Genomic DNA, 16,182 nt, shown 5'->3' on the forward strand with positions numbered 1-16,182 from the left:
TATAAAACCTACTATATACAGAAGTTCAAGGAGAACGCAATGAGTAGCGGTCGTATTGTACAGATTATTGGCGCGGTTCTTGACGTTGAGTTTGACCGTAACGAAGTTCCTCAAATTTTTGATGCCTTGCAAGTAGACGGTACCGAAACCACCCTAGAAGTACAGCAACAGCTAGGTGATGGTATCGTACGTACTATTGCAATGGGTTCAACTGAAGGCCTAAAGCGTAACCTACCGGTGACCAATACTGGCGCGGCTATTTCTGTGCCAGTTGGTACAGGTACGCTCGGTCGTATTATGGATGTCCTTGGTCGTCCTATTGATGAAGAAGGTCCAGTTGTCGCTGACGAAAAATGGTCGATCCACCGTGATGCACCAAGCTATGCGGATCAGTCAAACAGCACTGAGCTGCTAGAGACTGGTATCAAGGTCATCGATTTGCTTTGCCCGTTTGCTAAAGGTGGTAAAGTTGGTCTATTTGGTGGTGCTGGGGTTGGTAAAACCGTCAACATGATGGAGCTGATCAATAACATCGCCCTTAAGCATGAAGGCCTATCAGTATTTGCTGGTGTTGGTGAGCGTACGCGTGAAGGTAATGATTTCTATCACGAAATGCAAGAAGCGGGCGTTGTAAATACTGAAGACTTTAGTAAATCTAAAGTTGCGATGGTATATGGTCAGATGAATGAGCCACCAGGTAACCGTCTACGTGTTGCATTGTCTGGTTTGACTATGGCTGAGTACTTCCGTGATACCAAAGATCCTGCCACTGGTAAAGGTCGTGACGTATTGCTATTTGTTGATAACATCTACCGCTATACACTAGCCGGTACTGAAGTATCAGCACTACTAGGTCGTATGCCATCAGCGGTTGGTTATCAACCAACACTTGCTGAAGAGATGGGTATGCTGCAAGAGCGTATTACCTCAACTCAGTCAGGCTCTATTACTTCAGTTCAAGCCGTCTATGTACCTGCGGATGACTTGACGGATCCATCACCAGCAACAACGTTTGCTCACTTGGATGCGACTGTTGTACTAAGCCGTGATATCGCGTCACAAGGTATCTATCCTGCGGTTGATCCACTAGATTCAACGTCACGTCAGCTAGATCCACAAGTAATCGGCGAAGAGCATTACAATGTTGCTCGCGGTGTTCAGGAAGTTCTACAGCGCTATAAAGAGCTAAAAGACATCATCGCTATTCTAGGTATGGATGAGCTGTCAGAAGAAGATAAATTGGTTGTTTATCGCGCTCGTAAGATACAGCGTTTCTTATCACAGCCATTCCACGTAGCAGAAGTATTCACTGGTGCACCTGGTAAATATGTACCACTGCGCGATACTATTGCTAGCTTTAAAGCAATTATCGCTGGCGAATACGATGATTTACCAGAGCAAGCGTTTTACATGGCTGGCGGTATTGATGAAGTAGTCGCCAAAGCGGAAAAAATGAAATCTACTGCAGCGTAAGTTGTATTAGCATTTGCTAAACTGCGAGTAGGCTGACGCCAGTCTACTCGCAAGTAGATAACGCATCGCAGTTTTGATCGTAAGGAGTTAAATATGGCAACGTTACAATGTCGCGTCGTAAGTGCTCGTGAAGAGTTGTATTCGGGCGAAATCAGCATGTTAATAGCTACGGGTACCGAAGGCGAGATTGGTGTATTGCCAGGTCACACACCGCTTATTACTTTGCTAAAACCAGGTGCGATGCGAGTGCAAACACCAAATGGTGAAGAAGAAGTGATTTACGTATCAGGCGGCGTGTTAGAAGTACAGCCAAAGATGGTCACTGTATTAGCAGATACTGCCATGCGTGCACATAACCTTGACGAAAGTAAAATCGTTGAAGCACGTAAAAAAGCGGAACAAATGCTGGTCAACCAATCTGATACCGTACAAACTAATGCGGCCTTGGCTTCATTAGCAGAATCAGTAGCCCAGCTGCAAACGATTCGTAAATACAAAAACCGCGCTTAATTTGTTGTCTACAGTATTGAATGGTAGTTTTTATTCAGTATTTGACAATAAAATAGTAAAAAAACAGTCCATAATGGGCTGTTTTTTTTTATGGTGTGCAGAGTGTTGGTAAATATAATTAAGGATTTAATAAAATATTTCTACCCAATCAGTATATTTGGTTGGCATAAGTAGGTATTTCATATTCTCTGTTAGGTTAATAATAGCGGTATCGACGATAAAAATAAGCTCTTTTGGTGATATTGTAAAGAATGGTGTTAGCCTACAATGAAAACGCTTTTTTTATCATGTTTCACTGCTAGTCGATTAATGCTACTCTTCATTGAGAAAATAACTAAATAGTTAAAAGTACTGGACGTTAACTAAACTTATAGGATATGTTCTTTATAGGTTTTGTTAACGACAATAAGCTATAGTATAGGAAGCTGACTATTTGATAGTATACTGTGTTACCACAATTGCATCATTCATAAGAACATCAATTGTTCCATTTTATTGTGCTACTAATTACCTGCTATTAATTTTTATACATTATAGGACACACCAATGACAACGACTGAAGAAGACAACACACTCCGAATTTTGATTGTTGAAGATGATGAACGTTTAGCTATGTTAACTCAAGATTATCTGGTTAAGAATGGCTTAGAAGTAGCGATCGAGACTGATGGCAATCGCGCCATTCGCCGCATCGTTAATGAACAACCAGATTTAGTAGTACTTGATGTTATGCTTCCTGGTAGTGATGGTTTGACTGTTTGTCGTGAAGTGCGTCCCCATTATCAAAATCCAATTTTGATGCTGACGGCGCGTACAGAAGATATGGATCAAGTATTGGGTCTTGAGATGGGCGCTGACGATTATGTCGCCAAGCCTGCTCAACCACGTGTATTGTTGGCACGTATTCGTGCGTTACTACGTCGTTCTGAAAATGCGCCATCAGAAGATGTGCCACAACGCCTAGAATTTGGTGAGCTGGTCATCGACAATGGCGGTCGATCTGTGACATTGAGCGACGAGTTAGTCGACTTTACCAGCGCTGAATATGACCTACTATGGCTACTTGCTTCTAATGCTGGTCGTATCTTATCGCGCGAAGACATTTTTGAGCGCCTACGCGGCATTGAATATGATGGTCAAGATCGTTCTATTGATGTGCGTATCTCACGTATTCGTCCTAAGATTGGTGATGATCCAGAAAACCCTAAACGTATTAAAACAGTACGTAGTAAAGGTTATTTATTCGTTAAAGAGGGCAATTGATCTTGTCTTAATGACAGTCATAGTCAGTAATTATCATTTTCTTCACAAGAAACCAGCTCCTTGCTGGTTTTTTTGTGGCTAAAGTTTAAGTTTTTGAACTTAAGACAGGTGTTATGTGGTTTAATTGAGCGGTAATTATTGAGCAGTAATTATGGACGCCAGCTCAATACACATTATATAGATATGGTTTTAAGTCGGTCATTGTATTATGGTTAGGTTGTTTATATATAATGATAAAATACGGTCTTCAATCTTTCATCTTTATCTAACAGTGCTTGATATCGTTTGCGATGGAGAGGTTTTGGTCAAAGCGATACTAGCGATTATTACTCAACAGTTTGGTCACGGCACGTATGTCATTAGTTTCTTCTTTAAAACACAGTATTTTTGTTCGAATTTATGCCGGTCTATTAATAGTCTGTCTATGCGTGGCCTTATTTGCCCAATTATTAATGGATACTATTAATAAGGAACGTGTACAAACCTATCGTGAAGATATGGCTACAGGAGCCTTTTATTTAGTTAGTGAAGGTGTGGGCCGGCAGATAAGTGACACCCAGCGCGACTATTGGTTATCAGATGCCAGTAGTTTGTTTGGTTCAACCTTTCGTATTGTACCTGTTACCGACATCGACTTTAGCTCAAGTGAGCTGCGTCGTTTTGATAATGGGAATACTGTCGTGCGCTATAACAGTCAGCCTACTTATGCTGATGTGTATCATCGTCTGTCAGATGCCAAAAGCGTATTAACTGTTAGAATATCACAAGTCACAGAGCAACAAGTACGAGCAATGGCCGTATTTTTGTTAGATGATTTGTCTTACTATACGACGTTGTCTGCTAAGCGTACGCGTCTACAAGAGTTAGAAGAGAAATTCTCTTTTCCGCTAGAGCTTAAGGGCGTAAATGCTTTAGGCTTAGACACTGACCAGATGGCGCGCCTACGTCGCGATGAAGTCGTTATATTGTTTCAAGATAGTAGCACCAGCCGCGGCAACTCTGCCATCAGAATAATTGTGCCTTCTGAAATCAATGATATGGCTGTTGTAATGGGTCCTGTTTCCTTATTTAACTGGTTTCCATTAAATTTAATTATCAGTATGGTACTGATAAGTATGTTCTTAATTAGCTTAGGTGTTTACGCGCTAATTTTTCCACTTGAGCGTAAATTACAGCTGATTCAAGTAGGGGTTAACGAAGTTAGTCAAGGCAATTTGGATATTCAAGTACAAGTCATTGGACAAGATGAGATCGCGCGTTTATCTGCCACATTTAATGCAATGACAGAGCATATTAAACGTCTGATTGAATCACAGCGCGAGCTGACGCGCGCGGTCTCGCATGAGCTGCGTACGCCTGTTGCGCGTATTCGCTTTGCGGTCGATATGCTGGCCGATACCGATGACGAGGACTCGCGCTTTATGCAGCGTGATTATATCGACGAAGATATCGAAGCACTAAATGGATTAATTGATGAGATTTTGACCTATGCAAAGCTTGAGGAAGGCTCTCCTAAGCTAGACTTAGAGCCAGTAAACCTTCGAGAGCTGGTTGAGCAGGTGGTACGCGAGACCAATGCATTAGGAAAATCTATCAAGGTCGTTGGACAACTTCCAAATGCAAAAGTCACTGCAATAGCAGATCGTCGCTATCTTCACCGCGTTATTCAAAACCTTGCTGGTAATGCACTGCGCTATGCAGAAACAACCATAGTTATCAGTGCTGGTGTCAAAAAAGGTAATGCTTTTGTGAGTGTTGAAGATGATGGACACGGTATACCGGAGGAAGATCGTGAAAAGGTGTTTATTCCATTTTCTCGTTTAGATGATAGTCGTACCAGAGCTTCAGGAGGGTATGGGCTTGGGCTATCTATTGTCTCGCGTATCGCGTTTTGGTTTAATGGCAGTATGAAGGTAGATGAAAGTAACAGTCTTGGCGGGGCCAGATTTGTCATGACTTGGCCCATTAAACCGTTAACACAAGTGCTTGCTGCTGACGAGTTGACCCAAGAAAAAAGTGATCGTGACATTAGTGGGGAGTAAACCAAAGATATAATTAACCACTAATTGATTCGTATGATAAGACTTTATCAACTAGAATTATTTAGAATTGTTGATAGAATCGACTATGTGACCTACTATAAGAGTAGTAGGTCACATTTTGATGAATTATAGTTTTATCCACGGTAATATTAGGTTTACCGTTCTTTTGAGTTTGAGGCTGTATAGGAGAGATAAGATGCCTTATTTATTTGGCGGTTTAGTATTACTAAATGCTTTAATGCTTGGCTACTACTTGTTTATACAGCAACCTACTCCGACTGCAAGTTTACAGGTTGCACAAGCGGAGCTTACGCAGCCAATAACGTTTACGAATAGTGCCAAACATGTACCACCGTTGATTGGGACTAAAGAATAGCCCGCCTTTCAAACCATCTCTTTATGATGGTTTTTCGATGAATTGTCTCATATTTGTTCTTTTTTTAGCCCCCGCCATCGATTGCATTATCTGGTGTAGTCAAGTTGTCCTCAATGACCGTTTCATCGGTAACCTTAGATATCAGAGGTAGGCGTACACAAACCTGTAGTCCGCCCTCAGGATGATTGATAGCTTCTACAGTACCATGATGCAGACCTGCGATACGATTGACGATAGCCAAGCCAAGTCCACTTCCTTGCGTGGTACGTGCTGTCTCGCCACGCTCAAATGGTTGCATGATTCGCTCTAACTGATCCTCTGCGACTCCTTCACCGCAGTCACGTACACATATCATCAATTGCTCTTGAGCTTCTTGATTTACCTCGCTTTCGGTCACAATATCAGTATCTTCTGTAACAACCGTTTCAATAAAGGTCGGTACGATACTGGCAGACAAATAAATCGGCGGCTTACCGTAACGATTTGCATTGTTCACAAGGTTTATAACTAAGCGCTTTATGGACAAGGGACGTATTGGTACAGCTTTTTGAAGCTCTGATTGGTAAATAAACGGCATAGGCGCAAACTGTACAATAATCTCATTAAATATCGTGTCTAAATTGGTAAGGCGTACAGGCTCATCAGATCCATCTTTCATAAAAGAGATAAACTGCTCTAAAATTGCATCCATGTCTTCAATATCATAAATCAATCCCTCACGGAAAAAGTCATCAGGCAACATCTCAGCGGTTAAACGCATGCGTGTTAGCGGTGTGCGTAGATCATGTGAGATACCAGCCAGCATGATCGTGCGTTCTTTTTGCGCTTGACTAAGCGTTGTAAATAGACGATTGAACGCCGTATTGACCTGGCGTATCTCAGTAGGTCCTGTACGCGTTGGCAAAGTAGTCGCATGACCGAGACGAATGTAATTGGTTGCAGCACGTTGTAAGTAACGAAGCGGGCGGTTTAGCTGACGTGCTAGTAAGATGATCGTTAACAAAGTCAAAATTGGCAAACCTAACAAGAATAACGCCAATAATGTTGGGCTATATTGTGAATAATAGACAACGGGCTCACGAATCCAAAAGCTTTGGTCGCGGCTGTCTTGTACCCATAGCTGAGGTGTGGGCTTAAATTTAAAATATACTTCAACTGGTCGTCCTAATTGTGCTCCAATTTCACGTTGTAAAACGTCAGTGAATACTCCTACAAAAACTTTGTTTTCAACTTGTGGAAAGTCACTAGGATTATCAACGACTACCACGTGTGAGTTGCGATACAGCCATTGTTGCATCTTTGGATTGTCCTGCCAGTCTATTCTCGCACTATTCATCAAACGCAGCTCGCTGGTTAAATAACGCGCATGGTTTTTAAGCTCTGGCAAATACAAACTGCGCCAAAAAAACCAAATAGACAAACCGACGCTGATTATAACAATAAAGGCTACCATTAAGGTTGTAAGCCAAGTACTAGAGTACGAACGTGGCAGCCAAGCAGTGCGACGAGGAGTTGGAATAAACATAGGGATCTAACGCTCTTACAGTATTGCAATAAAGTATAGTGCAATACTGCAGTAGGCGCTATGAGCTGGCTAAAAGTTATCGTTGAATATTAGACTTTGATCAGTAAATAGGTTGCGATATTTGTGGCCCTTGATTGCTTTTAAACCATTGTTATAATAGTCATTAAATAAACACAGTTTATGTTTTCAACAAATCAAGACTGTGATATAATTATGCCCTTTTGGTATACCTGCGAAAGAGAGAATTCACATGGTTGTTATTCGTTTAGCACGGGGCGGTGCCAAGAAACGCCCATTTTATCAAGTAGTTGTTGCTGATCAACGCCGCGCGCGTGACGGTCGCTACATTGAAAACATTGGCTTTTTTAACCCACTTGCCAAAGATTCTGAAGAAGCAGTACGCTTAAACATGGAAGCGTATAATGCGTGGATCGCAAAAGGTGCACAGCCTTCAGATCGCGTTGCTTCATTAGCAAAAGCTTACAACAAATCAGCGACAACAAGCACTGAAGCAACTGCTTAAATGCTTAGCGTTAAGTACTTATAGTCAGTTTTTAGACTATTTAGTATGTTTAAAATAGATAGCGTAGCTGATTTGATCAGTATACGCGGTTAATTGTTTTTATTATTTAATTGCTTTTTTATTAGCAATCTCTGTTTTATTTATTGTTAGGTTAGACGTTATGTCATCTGTACCAGACGCTAGTACACTTATGAAAATTGGTCAGCTTAAGAAACCTTATGGTATCAAAGGCTGGTTATGGGTGTTTAGCGATACAGATGATCGTTCGGATATCTTTGGTATGCAGCCGTGGTGGATAAAAACTGCCACTGGTGTTAAACCATTGACAGTAAGTAAGTGGCGTCAGCAGGGTACAGGGCTTGTGGCTCAATTTGAGCAAGTTCCTGATCGTAATATTGCTGAAACTATGAATGGTGTTGCTATCTGGGTTGCAAAAGACTCATTGCCTGAACCTGAAGAGGACGAGTTTTACTGGTCTGAACTGGTTGGACTTAGAGTTTTGAATGAGCAGGATGAGTATCTTGGTGATATTACTGAGATGTTTGAAACTGGCGCGCATGACATTATGCGGGTAGCAGCACATTCAGACAGTCTAGATAACGAAGAGCGCTTGATACCGTGGCATGCTCAAACTGTAATTGAAGTCGATATGGCCAATAAAGCAGTTCATGTGGCGTGGCCGAGCGATTATTGATTCGATCTTTACGATTGAAGCAATGATATGTTCATGCAGGTGTCATTTAGCGAGCATTACTTAAACAGAGGTCTGATGTATTTTGCTGTGATTAGTATTTTTCCTGAGATGTTTGCCACGATTCGTGAGTTTGGTATCACGGGACGAGCAGTGACTCAGGAGCAAGTCACAATTGAGTGCATCAATCCACGCGACTATACTACGGATAATTATCGCCGTATTGATGAACGTCCCTACGGTGGGGGTCCTGGTATGGTGATGATGGCTGAGCCATTATCAAAAGCAATTGAAGATGCGCGCCTGCGTGCCAGCCAGTATGGTTGCCGTATTGACAAAGCACATTGTCCAGTGATTTACATGTCACCGCAAGGACAAGTGCTAAGTGAGAACAACGTGGTCAGCATGACTGATTATGATGGCATGATTCTATTATGCGGTCGTTATGAAGGGATTGATGAGCGTTTATTATCACAGTATGTTGATATGGAAGTGTCACTTGGTGATTATGTACTGACTGGCGGCGAGCTACCAGCAATGGTACTCATGGATAGTGTGATACGTCGTCTACCCAATATAATGGGTGATGACAAGTCAGCTGAGCAAGATTCGTTCGTCGATGGTTTGCTTGATTGTCCACATTATACTAAACCGCATGTGTTTGCTGGTATGGAAGTGCCTAAAGTATTGCTCTCTGGACATCACGCCAATATTGCTAAATGGCGTTTTAGTCAACAGGTCGAGCGTACCAAAGTACGACGTCCAGATTTGTGGCAAGCATTTACCCCAAATACGCAGCAAGTTGCTTGGCTAAAAGCATTGGCAAAACAAAATAGTTTAAACACAGTTAACAACGAAGATTTTGATCAATAATGAAACAGGTCATACGACAATGGCCGTTTGTTAGACCCCATTTATGTTGTATCTCGTAAATGCGTGATACGATTAATTATTACAAACAGGTGATATGCGTAAAGCCTCTATTATCTAATGTGAGGAGATAACTCTCATGAGCAACAAGCATCCATTGGTTCAGGTCATCGAAAACGAACAACTACTTGAACGCCCAAATTTTGCACCAGGTGATACTATCGTGGTTCAAGTAAAAGTACGTGAAGGTGAGCGTGAGCGTTTACAGGCCTTTGAAGGTGTGGTTATCGCTAAGCGTAACCGCGGTCTGAACTCAGCGTTTACTGTCCGTAAAATGTCAAGTGGCGTTGGTGTTGAGCGTGCATTTCAATTGCATTCACCAATCATTGATAGCATTGAAGTGAAACGTCGCGGTGCTGTTCGCCGTGCGAAACTGTACTACTTACGTGAGCGTTCTGGTAAATCAGCTCGTATTCGCGAAAAGCTTGGTGGTCGTCCAGCTGCTCAGAAAAAGACTGATGCTGGTGTACCTGATGCAGTTGAAACTGCACCTGGTATCTAAGTTTAAGCATTACGTTTAAGCTTGCCAAAGCGCCTTAGCTGTTAATATGCCGCTTAGGAGTAAAGCAACAGTAGATACAAGCCCTTATTCATAGGTTTATTTATAAATAAGCGGGCCATACCAAAAAGACAAAACCCCAATCTGAGCACACGCCAGATTGGGGTTTTTGTATGTATGGCCTTAAATTCAAACCTAGGAGTCAACATTATCTATACGATTGCTTTGTTCCTTGGACTTGCTGTACTTACGCAAACGGATATAAATGGTCTTAGTGACCGTAGCGATAACTTTTTGCTGACTATCCACGATATCTGTTTGATATTCACGAAATACAGGTTCGCCGTCTTTTGCCAGCTCCTGAATAGTGGCAATTTCTGTACTAGGAATTTTCATGCGCGTTGTCACTTTGCTATTACCAGGGGCAACGAACTCAATATGCGAGCTTTTATCCCATACTACATAGGTACTGCCAAGTTGATGCATGAGCATAAGCATATAAAAAGGATCAACCATCGAGTATAAGCTACCACCAAATTGTGTGCCGACGATATTTTTATTCAGACTATTAAGACCCATACTGACCACACACAAGCCTTGATCTAAATCAACATGCTCGACCTTGATACCAGCGCCGACATAAGGAGCGTAGGTATTAATACGCAATTTAAGTAAGTGTGGCGTTAAAAGAGGCATGACGTTTTTTTTAGTTTTACGTTTTAAATTTTCTAGATTCTTGGGTAGGAAGCTCATATTATTATTCCTTTATATTTCTCTATCTTTTACGGTACGTAAAGATGCTCGTATATTGATAACCATCATTTTTATTAATGATGGCCTGAGCTAATTATAAACTGAACAAAAAACACCTATCATAGTCAAAAATAAAAACTGCTACCAGTTTTAAAGCGTAACGAATATTAATTATTCAACAATATCAATACTATAATAAACGTTTACCCTGTTATCAATGTAGAAGATGTCTGTTTATTAGGACTAAATGGTCTTTAAGAGCGGTGCTAGTCATACATCAAAATGCGAAGAAAAGGTCAAGAGTTGTGACGGCAAAACTCGCAATCCTAGTCTTGATAGCATACAATGGCTGCCAATTTGTGTTGAGCAGCTTATTTTTTGTACAATTTTGGGCAAAAAGTCGTTATAGATAAAAAACGAATCCTCAGTTGGCATAAGGAGATGTGATGAGTAGTAACGAGACCCCCGTTTCAAGCACCAATCCGCAGCAGTCAAATTCAGCTCACTACGATGATGAATTGCAAGGTAGCTATACTGATTTGCATCAGCCAAGCTCAAGCTTTGACAGTCGTGACGCCTATTTAAATCATGAACTACAGATTATGCAGCCCAAGCGCTGGCGCATGAATTTGCCATTTCGTGATTATCGTTTTGAATATGAAGATACCATTCCAGCAATGGCCGCGACAATCGGTAAAGTAGTAATGGTGGGCGCTATTGCCGCTACGTTTGCAGGGCCGCTTGGTCTCAGTGATGCCTTTGTGTTAGAAAACGTCCGTTATGAGCTATTAATCGTCGCGTTCTTTGTGATCTTATTCTCAGGCTTTTTGCTACCGACTGCCAACCTTGCGGGTACGCATGGCCCGCTTATTCCTCTTATTCCTATTGTAGTGGCAGCTGGTGGTCACCCGATGGCCTTTGGTCTGCTAATCGGTGCCTTTGGTCTACTATTGGCTATTAGTAAGGGTGGTAGTCTGCTGGCGAACCTGACCAGTAAAGGCGTGTGCGGTGGTTTGCTGCTGTATTTAGGCTTTATTGGTACCATCTCACAAGTCAAAAATCTGTTTGCTTGGGCAGAAGGGATTGGCATGGCACATATTGCCTTTGTGGTGATTTTGCTAACGATCATACTGTATGCCGTATTAGAAAATTTCCAAAAGCGTTGGCTCGCTGTGCCGCTTAGCTGCTTGTTAGGTGGTGGCGTAGCTTTTGCGATGGGTGCGCCCTTTGCTTTTGAAACTGCACCTGGCTTGCCAAATATGAATCCAATGTATTGGTGGGGTGAAAACACTGGTTGGATGCTAGGCTTACCAACGGTTGAAAGCTTTGTTGTAGTGCTACCATTTGCGGTGTTGGCAGTAGCCATGTGGTCGCCCGACTTTTTGGGTCATCAAGTCTTTCAAAAAATCAGCTATCCAAAGCGTACTGAGCGTGTCTTGATGGATATCGATGATACGATGACCAGCGCTTCTATTCGTCAGGTGGCAGGCTCTGTATTGGGCGGCGCAAACTTTGCTTCATCATGGGGTACCTATATCGTGCCAGCAGCGATCGCTAAGCGTCCGATTCCAGCGGGTGCGGTACTAACTGGACTGTTTTGTCTGATCGCTGGTATCTGGGGCTACCCAATGGATCTGGCTATTTGGGAGCCGGTGATGTGTGTGGCGCTGATCGTCGGTGTCTTTATCCCACTGCTTGAGGCTGGCATGGAGATGACGCGCGAAGGTAAAACCACGCAGTCAGCTGCCATTGTGGTATTTGCATCAGCACTGGTAAACCCAGCCTTTGGTTGGTCGATAACCTTAGTACTTGATAACCTTGGACTAATAGGCTCTAAAGAGCGAAGTGCGAGTTTATCAAAAATGAGTCGCTGGATTATACCTGTGATTACCTTTGTGATATTAACAGGTGTTATGGCGGTCGTTGGTATGTTGCCAGGTATTCCAGCACTATTACCGAACTTCCGTCATTAGAAATTTTGCCTACCCCAAAAAAATAAAAGCCAGCTTCATGCTGGTTTTTTTGTGCATAAACCTATAGTAAGCGATAGCTTGTAAAACTCAGGCTATCGCCCCATAATTAGCTGTATATCAGTATCTTAAGAGCAGCAAATTTATGGTTAACGTCTCAGAAACAAGTCCCGCAGATGATAAAAAAGCCCGTCTTAAGCATCTTATCAAACGCCTGCCAAATCTGCCAGGAGTCTATAAAATGCTGGGAAAAAACGGCGATATTTTATATGTGGGTAAAGCGAAGTCGCTAAAAAGTCGCGTCAATAGCTACTTCGCTAAGACCATTGACCATCCAAAGACGCGAGCATTGGTGGCACGGATTCACGATATCGAGACCATCATTACCCGTAGTGAAACCGAGGCACTGCTGCTTGAGCAAAACCTGATTAAAGAATATCGTCCCCCCTATAACGTATTATTGCGTGATGATAAGTCTTATCTATATGTGTTTATTTCAGCTGATAAACCTTATCCGAGATTGGCTTATGGACGCGGCAAAGGCAATCATCAAAAGGGGCGCTTCTTTGGTCCTTTTCCATCTGCTCACGCGGCAAAAGAGACATTGGTTTTGATGCAAAAAATGTTTCAGATGCGACAATGTACCAATACCTTTTTTAAGCAGCGTAAGCGTCCATGCCTTGAGTATCAGATTAAGCGTTGCCGTGCGCCCTGTGTCGGTTTGGTATCGCCAGAAGAATATGCAGAGGATGTGAATAACACCATTCGGTTCCTAAAGGGTGACTCAAGCGACATTCATAGTGCGTTAATTGAAAAAATGGAAGGTGCGGCTGAAGAATTAGACTTTGAAAAGGCGGTTTTTTATCGTGACCAGCTGTCTATGCTACGCGAAGTGCAAGCGCGGCAAGCAGTATATACCGTGCAGGGTGAGGCTGATGTGATTGCGATTGCCAGTCAGGCAGGCATGACTTGTGTTAACGTGTTGACGGTACGCGGCGGGCGCGTACTTGGTGGTAAAAACTACTTCCCTGATGTCGATAGCAGTGAGTCGCTCGCTGATAATTTATCCGCCTTCATTACCTCATTTTATTTTCAGGTGACCGATGACTTGCCGAGCGAGATTATATTAAGTCATAAACTGCCTGATCAGACAGCAATCAGCGAAGCACTAGCAACGCATTTTGATAGCAAAGTCGTTATCAAAACCAACGTACGTGAACATCGCTCAGAGTGGCTGGACTTAGCCAAACTGAATACCAACAATGCGCTTAAAACTAAGCTGGGTGATTATCTAGAGCTGCATTCGCGCTTTGGCGCTCTCAAAGACGTATTGTCTGATGTCACCGATCGAACGATTGATCGAATCGAATGCTTTGATATTTCCCATACCATGGGTGAGGCGACCATCGGCAGCTGCGTGGTCTTTGATCAAGGAGGCTCACGCCGCCGTGATTACCGTCAATATGCCATCCATGATATTCAAGGCGGTGATGACTATGCTGCAATGAAGCAAGTGTTGACACGGCGCTATAAAAAGCAGCCATTACCTGACTTATTGCTTATTGATGGCGGTAAAGGACAGCTGGGCATCGCTAAAGAAGTATTAACAGAGCTGGGTATTCTTAATGATACATTGCTCATCAGTGTGGCAAAAGGTGAGGGGCGCAAGGCCGGACTTGAAGTATTGCACTTTATCGATCATGAGCCGCTTGATTTGCCGATGGATAGCAAGGCGCTACATTTATTGATGCACATTCGTGATGAGGCGCACCGTTTTGCCATCACAGCGCACCGTAAGAAGCGTGATAAGCGCCGTTCATCGTCAGTACTAGAGGTTATACCAGGGCTGGGGGAGAAGCGCCGTCGTGACTTGCTGAATCATTTTGGCGGACTGCAGCAGTTGCTAGGTGCTTCCCAACAAGAGCTGGCAGGCGTGCAAGGAATTGGTCCGGTATTAGCAAAAACTGTTTATAAAGTGCTGCATGAGTAAGTTGATTAATTATGAAAAGGCGGTCTTAGACATTTCTAAGACCGCCTTTTTATAATTTTTTTGAGGAGAAGAGTAATATTATTTAGCTTCTTTTTTTAAATAAGTCGCAAATCTAAAATCTAACCCACTTTTTTCATCATGCTCTTGAGCAGATTCTGCAGATATTTCAAAATCGCTTGGCAGCTTAGGATAGAAGGCGTCACAGTCGGCAATTTCGATATCGACATAAGTCAGCTCAATACGATCGGTATACATGAATGCATCACTAAACACGCGCTCGCCGCCTATTACCCAAATTGTGTCAAGATGGGCACCATGTGCAAGGCTCGCCGCTTGCGTTAGAGCATCATCTAAATTATGCACGACGTAAACATTATCTTTACCCACCAGCCCTTTTTTCTCAGCGTAATCTAGTTGCGTCGTAATGATAAAGCTGACACGCTTCGGCAATGGTTTGCTATTCATCGACTCAAAAGTCTTACGACCCATGATGACGATACCTTGAACAGCACCATCATTTGCTTTGGTCGTCATCTTCTTAAAATGCTGCAAATCTGCTGAGATATGCCACGGCAGCTCATTATCTTTGCCGATACAGCGATTGCTACCGATAGCGACGATTTGGGCAACTTCAGTATGGGCATAACTCATAACGTGTCCTTATTGTTTTCATCAAAATAAAGTAAAACCAGTTTTAGTATGGATAAACTATACCGCAACTTTTGCTTTGATAGTAGGATGGGATTCATAGCCATTGACAGTAATATCTTCGTATTTAAATGCGAAAATATCATCGACATCAGGGTTAAGCGTTAATGTCGGTAGTGCATAACACTCGCGTGTCAGTTGCAGCTCGACTTGCTCACGGTGATTTTGGTAAATATGACAATCGCCACCTGTCCAGATAAACTCACCAACATCCAACCCACAAACTTGTGCGACCATATGGGTCAACAATGCATAGCTGGCGATATTAAAAGGTACACCTAAAAACAAATCTGCTGAGCGCTGGTAGAGCTGGCATGACAGCTTATTATCGGCGACAAAGAACTGAAACAGCGTGTGACAAGGCGGCAGGGCTACTTGCTCCGCTTCACCTGGGTTCCAACCAGAGACGATTAGGCGTCGCGAATTGGGATTGGTCTTTATTTGCTCTATGACTTGGGTAATTTGATCAACGCCATCTTTATTGTAGCCGCCTTCTTCGTTCTTTGTCGCGCTATAATTGCGCCATTGATGACCATAAACTGGCCCTAAATCGCCAGCAGAACGATTAAAGCGCGCTGTTTGTTCGCTCGTTGCCCATTCATTCCAAATACGTACGCCATTCTCTTGCAAGTAATCAACGTGGGTACTACCGCTTAAAAACCATAATAGCTCATAAACGATCGATTTAAAGTGAACTTTTTTAGTGGTTAACAACGGAAATCCTGACGCCAAATCAAAACGCAGCTGCGCACCAAAATGACTTAACGTACCAGTACCAGTACGATCACCTTTTTCAGTACCATCAGCCAATACTAGTTTTAATAAATCAAGATAAGCCGCTTCGTTCTTAGTAGTAATCATGACTTTTTAGATTCCATAGTCTTTGGTTTTAATGTATATCAATTTTAATGTCTCTCAACTTTCATACG

15 protein-coding genes are annotated in these 16,182 nt (G+C 42.6%); 11 read left to right on the plus strand and 4 right to left on the minus strand.

Annotation, left to right across the window (positions count from 1 at the left end; genetic code table 11):
* The first annotated feature begins 39 nt into the window (after window positions 1–39).
* The 5 genes from atpD (at window position 40) to ACS8FB_RS11520 (ending at window position 5,664) form a co-directional block, all read left to right on the plus strand.
* Window positions 40–1,473: a F0F1 ATP synthase subunit beta gene (gene atpD / locus ACS8FB_RS11500; RefSeq protein ID WP_299221054.1), complete on the plus strand. Its 1,434-nt coding sequence runs from the start codon at window positions 40–42 to the stop codon at window positions 1,471–1,473.
* 93 nt (window positions 1,474–1,566) lie between these two features.
* Window positions 1,567–1,983: a F0F1 ATP synthase subunit epsilon gene (locus tag ACS8FB_RS11505; protein WP_021812807.1), complete on the plus strand. Its 417-nt coding sequence runs from the start codon at window positions 1,567–1,569 to the stop codon at window positions 1,981–1,983.
* A 546-nt stretch (window positions 1,984–2,529) separates the two neighbouring features.
* Window positions 2,530–3,246 (plus strand): response regulator, encoded by a 717-nt coding sequence (locus ACS8FB_RS11510; protein ID WP_075103509.1) that lies wholly within the window; start codon window positions 2,530–2,532, stop codon window positions 3,244–3,246.
* 353 nt (window positions 3,247–3,599) lie between these two features.
* A complete protein-coding gene (locus ACS8FB_RS11515) occupies window positions 3,600–5,288 on the plus strand; it encodes an ATP-binding protein (protein WP_345832516.1) in 1,689 nt (562 codons plus the stop codon).
* A gap of 196 nt (window positions 5,289–5,484) precedes the next feature.
* Window positions 5,485–5,664 carry a hypothetical protein gene (locus tag ACS8FB_RS11520; protein ID WP_299221050.1) on the plus strand — a complete coding sequence of 60 codons (180 nt, stop codon included), beginning with the start codon at window positions 5,485–5,487 and terminating at the stop codon, window positions 5,662–5,664.
* Window positions 5,665–5,728: 64 nt separating this feature from the next.
* On the opposite strand, the gene ACS8FB_RS11525 is transcribed toward ACS8FB_RS11520, so the two are convergent.
* Window positions 5,729–7,189 carry an ATP-binding protein gene (locus ACS8FB_RS11525; RefSeq protein ID WP_439263089.1) on the minus strand — a complete coding sequence of 487 codons (1,461 nt, stop codon included), beginning with the start codon at window positions 7,187–7,189 and terminating at the stop codon, window positions 5,729–5,731.
* Window positions 7,190–7,439: 250 nt separating this feature from the next.
* Here ACS8FB_RS11525 and rpsP point away from each other — a divergent pair, with 250 nt between their 5' ends.
* The 4 genes from rpsP to rplS all read left to right on the plus strand — a co-directional run bounded on the left by rpsP (window position 7,440) and on the right by rplS (window position 9,835).
* Window positions 7,440–7,712, plus strand: coding sequence for a 30S ribosomal protein S16 (gene rpsP, locus ACS8FB_RS11530; protein ID WP_439263091.1), 273 nt, complete (start codon window positions 7,440–7,442; stop codon window positions 7,710–7,712).
* A 160-nt stretch (window positions 7,713–7,872) separates the two neighbouring features.
* Entirely contained in the window at window positions 7,873–8,406 is a 534-nt protein-coding gene (rimM, locus tag ACS8FB_RS11535) for a ribosome maturation factor RimM (protein ID WP_299221046.1), read from the plus strand.
* A 75-nt stretch (window positions 8,407–8,481) separates the two neighbouring features.
* Window positions 8,482–9,276: a tRNA (guanosine(37)-N1)-methyltransferase TrmD gene (gene trmD / locus ACS8FB_RS11540; RefSeq protein ID WP_439263180.1), complete on the plus strand. Its 795-nt coding sequence runs from the start codon at window positions 8,482–8,484 to the stop codon at window positions 9,274–9,276.
* 136 nt (window positions 9,277–9,412) lie between these two features.
* Complete coding sequence (gene rplS / locus ACS8FB_RS11545) at window positions 9,413–9,835, plus strand: 50S ribosomal protein L19 (RefSeq protein WP_299221044.1); 423 nt, start codon at window positions 9,413–9,415, stop codon at window positions 9,833–9,835.
* A gap of 192 nt (window positions 9,836–10,027) precedes the next feature.
* On the opposite strand, the gene ACS8FB_RS11550 is transcribed toward rplS, so the two are convergent.
* Window positions 10,028–10,585, minus strand: coding sequence for a DUF4442 domain-containing protein (locus ACS8FB_RS11550; protein WP_439263093.1), 558 nt, complete (start codon window positions 10,583–10,585; stop codon window positions 10,028–10,030).
* A gap of 446 nt (window positions 10,586–11,031) precedes the next feature.
* Here ACS8FB_RS11550 and ACS8FB_RS11555 point away from each other — a divergent pair, with 446 nt between their 5' ends.
* Together ACS8FB_RS11555 and uvrC are read left to right on the plus strand one after the other, a co-directional pair.
* The gene (locus tag ACS8FB_RS11555; RefSeq protein WP_439263095.1) at window positions 11,032–12,558 is read left to right on the plus strand and encodes a DUF3360 family protein; all 1,527 of its coding nucleotides are present in this window, start codon (window positions 11,032–11,034) and stop codon (window positions 12,556–12,558) included.
* A gap of 142 nt (window positions 12,559–12,700) precedes the next feature.
* Window positions 12,701–14,545, plus strand: a complete 1,845-nt coding sequence (uvrC, locus tag ACS8FB_RS11560) for an excinuclease ABC subunit UvrC (RefSeq protein ID WP_439263097.1) — start codon at window positions 12,701–12,703, stop codon at window positions 14,543–14,545.
* Window positions 14,546–14,623: 78 nt separating this feature from the next.
* Here the strand turns inward: uvrC and ACS8FB_RS11565 are convergent, their stop codons facing one another.
* Together ACS8FB_RS11565 and ACS8FB_RS11570 are read right to left on the minus strand one after the other, a co-directional pair.
* A complete protein-coding gene (locus ACS8FB_RS11565; protein WP_439263099.1) occupies window positions 14,624–15,196 on the minus strand; it encodes a dihydrofolate reductase in 573 nt (190 codons plus the stop codon).
* Window positions 15,197–15,253: 57 nt separating this feature from the next.
* Entirely contained in the window at window positions 15,254–16,114 is an 861-nt protein-coding gene (locus tag ACS8FB_RS11570; RefSeq protein WP_439263100.1) for a thymidylate synthase, read from the minus strand.
* Window positions 16,115–16,182 lie beyond the last annotated feature (68 nt).

The organism is Psychrobacter sp. 1U1 (assembly GCF_051847535.1).
Lineage (GTDB): Bacteria > Pseudomonadota > Gammaproteobacteria > Pseudomonadales > Moraxellaceae > Psychrobacter > Psychrobacter saeujeotis.

Coding starts and splice junctions, on each gene's coding strand:
- atpD (WP_299221054.1), top strand. CDS start 40: ATGAGTAGCGGTCGTATTGTACAGATTATTGGCGCGGTTCTTGACGTT.
- ACS8FB_RS11505 (WP_021812807.1), top strand. CDS start 1,567: ATGGCAACGTTACAATGTCGCGTCGTAAGTGCTCGTGAAGAGTTGTAT.
- ACS8FB_RS11510 (WP_075103509.1), top strand. CDS start 2,530: ATGACAACGACTGAAGAAGACAACACACTCCGAATTTTGATTGTTGAA.
- ACS8FB_RS11515 (WP_345832516.1), top strand. CDS start 3,600: ATGTCATTAGTTTCTTCTTTAAAACACAGTATTTTTGTTCGAATTTAT.
- ACS8FB_RS11520 (WP_299221050.1), top strand. CDS start 5,485: ATGCCTTATTTATTTGGCGGTTTAGTATTACTAAATGCTTTAATGCTT.
- ACS8FB_RS11525 (WP_439263089.1), bottom strand. CDS start 7,189: ATGTTTATTCCAACTCCTCGTCGCACTGCTTGGCTGCCACGTTCGTAC.
- rpsP (WP_439263091.1), top strand. CDS start 7,440: ATGGTTGTTATTCGTTTAGCACGGGGCGGTGCCAAGAAACGCCCATTT.
- rimM (WP_299221046.1), top strand. CDS start 7,873: ATGTCATCTGTACCAGACGCTAGTACACTTATGAAAATTGGTCAGCTT.
- trmD (WP_439263180.1), top strand. CDS start 8,482: ATGTATTTTGCTGTGATTAGTATTTTTCCTGAGATGTTTGCCACGATT.
- rplS (WP_299221044.1), top strand. CDS start 9,413: ATGAGCAACAAGCATCCATTGGTTCAGGTCATCGAAAACGAACAACTA.
- ACS8FB_RS11550 (WP_439263093.1), bottom strand. CDS start 10,585: ATGAGCTTCCTACCCAAGAATCTAGAAAATTTAAAACGTAAAACTAAA.
- ACS8FB_RS11555 (WP_439263095.1), top strand. CDS start 11,032: ATGAGTAGTAACGAGACCCCCGTTTCAAGCACCAATCCGCAGCAGTCA.
- uvrC (WP_439263097.1), top strand. CDS start 12,701: ATGGTTAACGTCTCAGAAACAAGTCCCGCAGATGATAAAAAAGCCCGT.
- ACS8FB_RS11565 (WP_439263099.1), bottom strand. CDS start 15,196: ATGAGTTATGCCCATACTGAAGTTGCCCAAATCGTCGCTATCGGTAGC.
- ACS8FB_RS11570 (WP_439263100.1), bottom strand. CDS start 16,114: ATGATTACTACTAAGAACGAAGCGGCTTATCTTGATTTATTAAAACTA.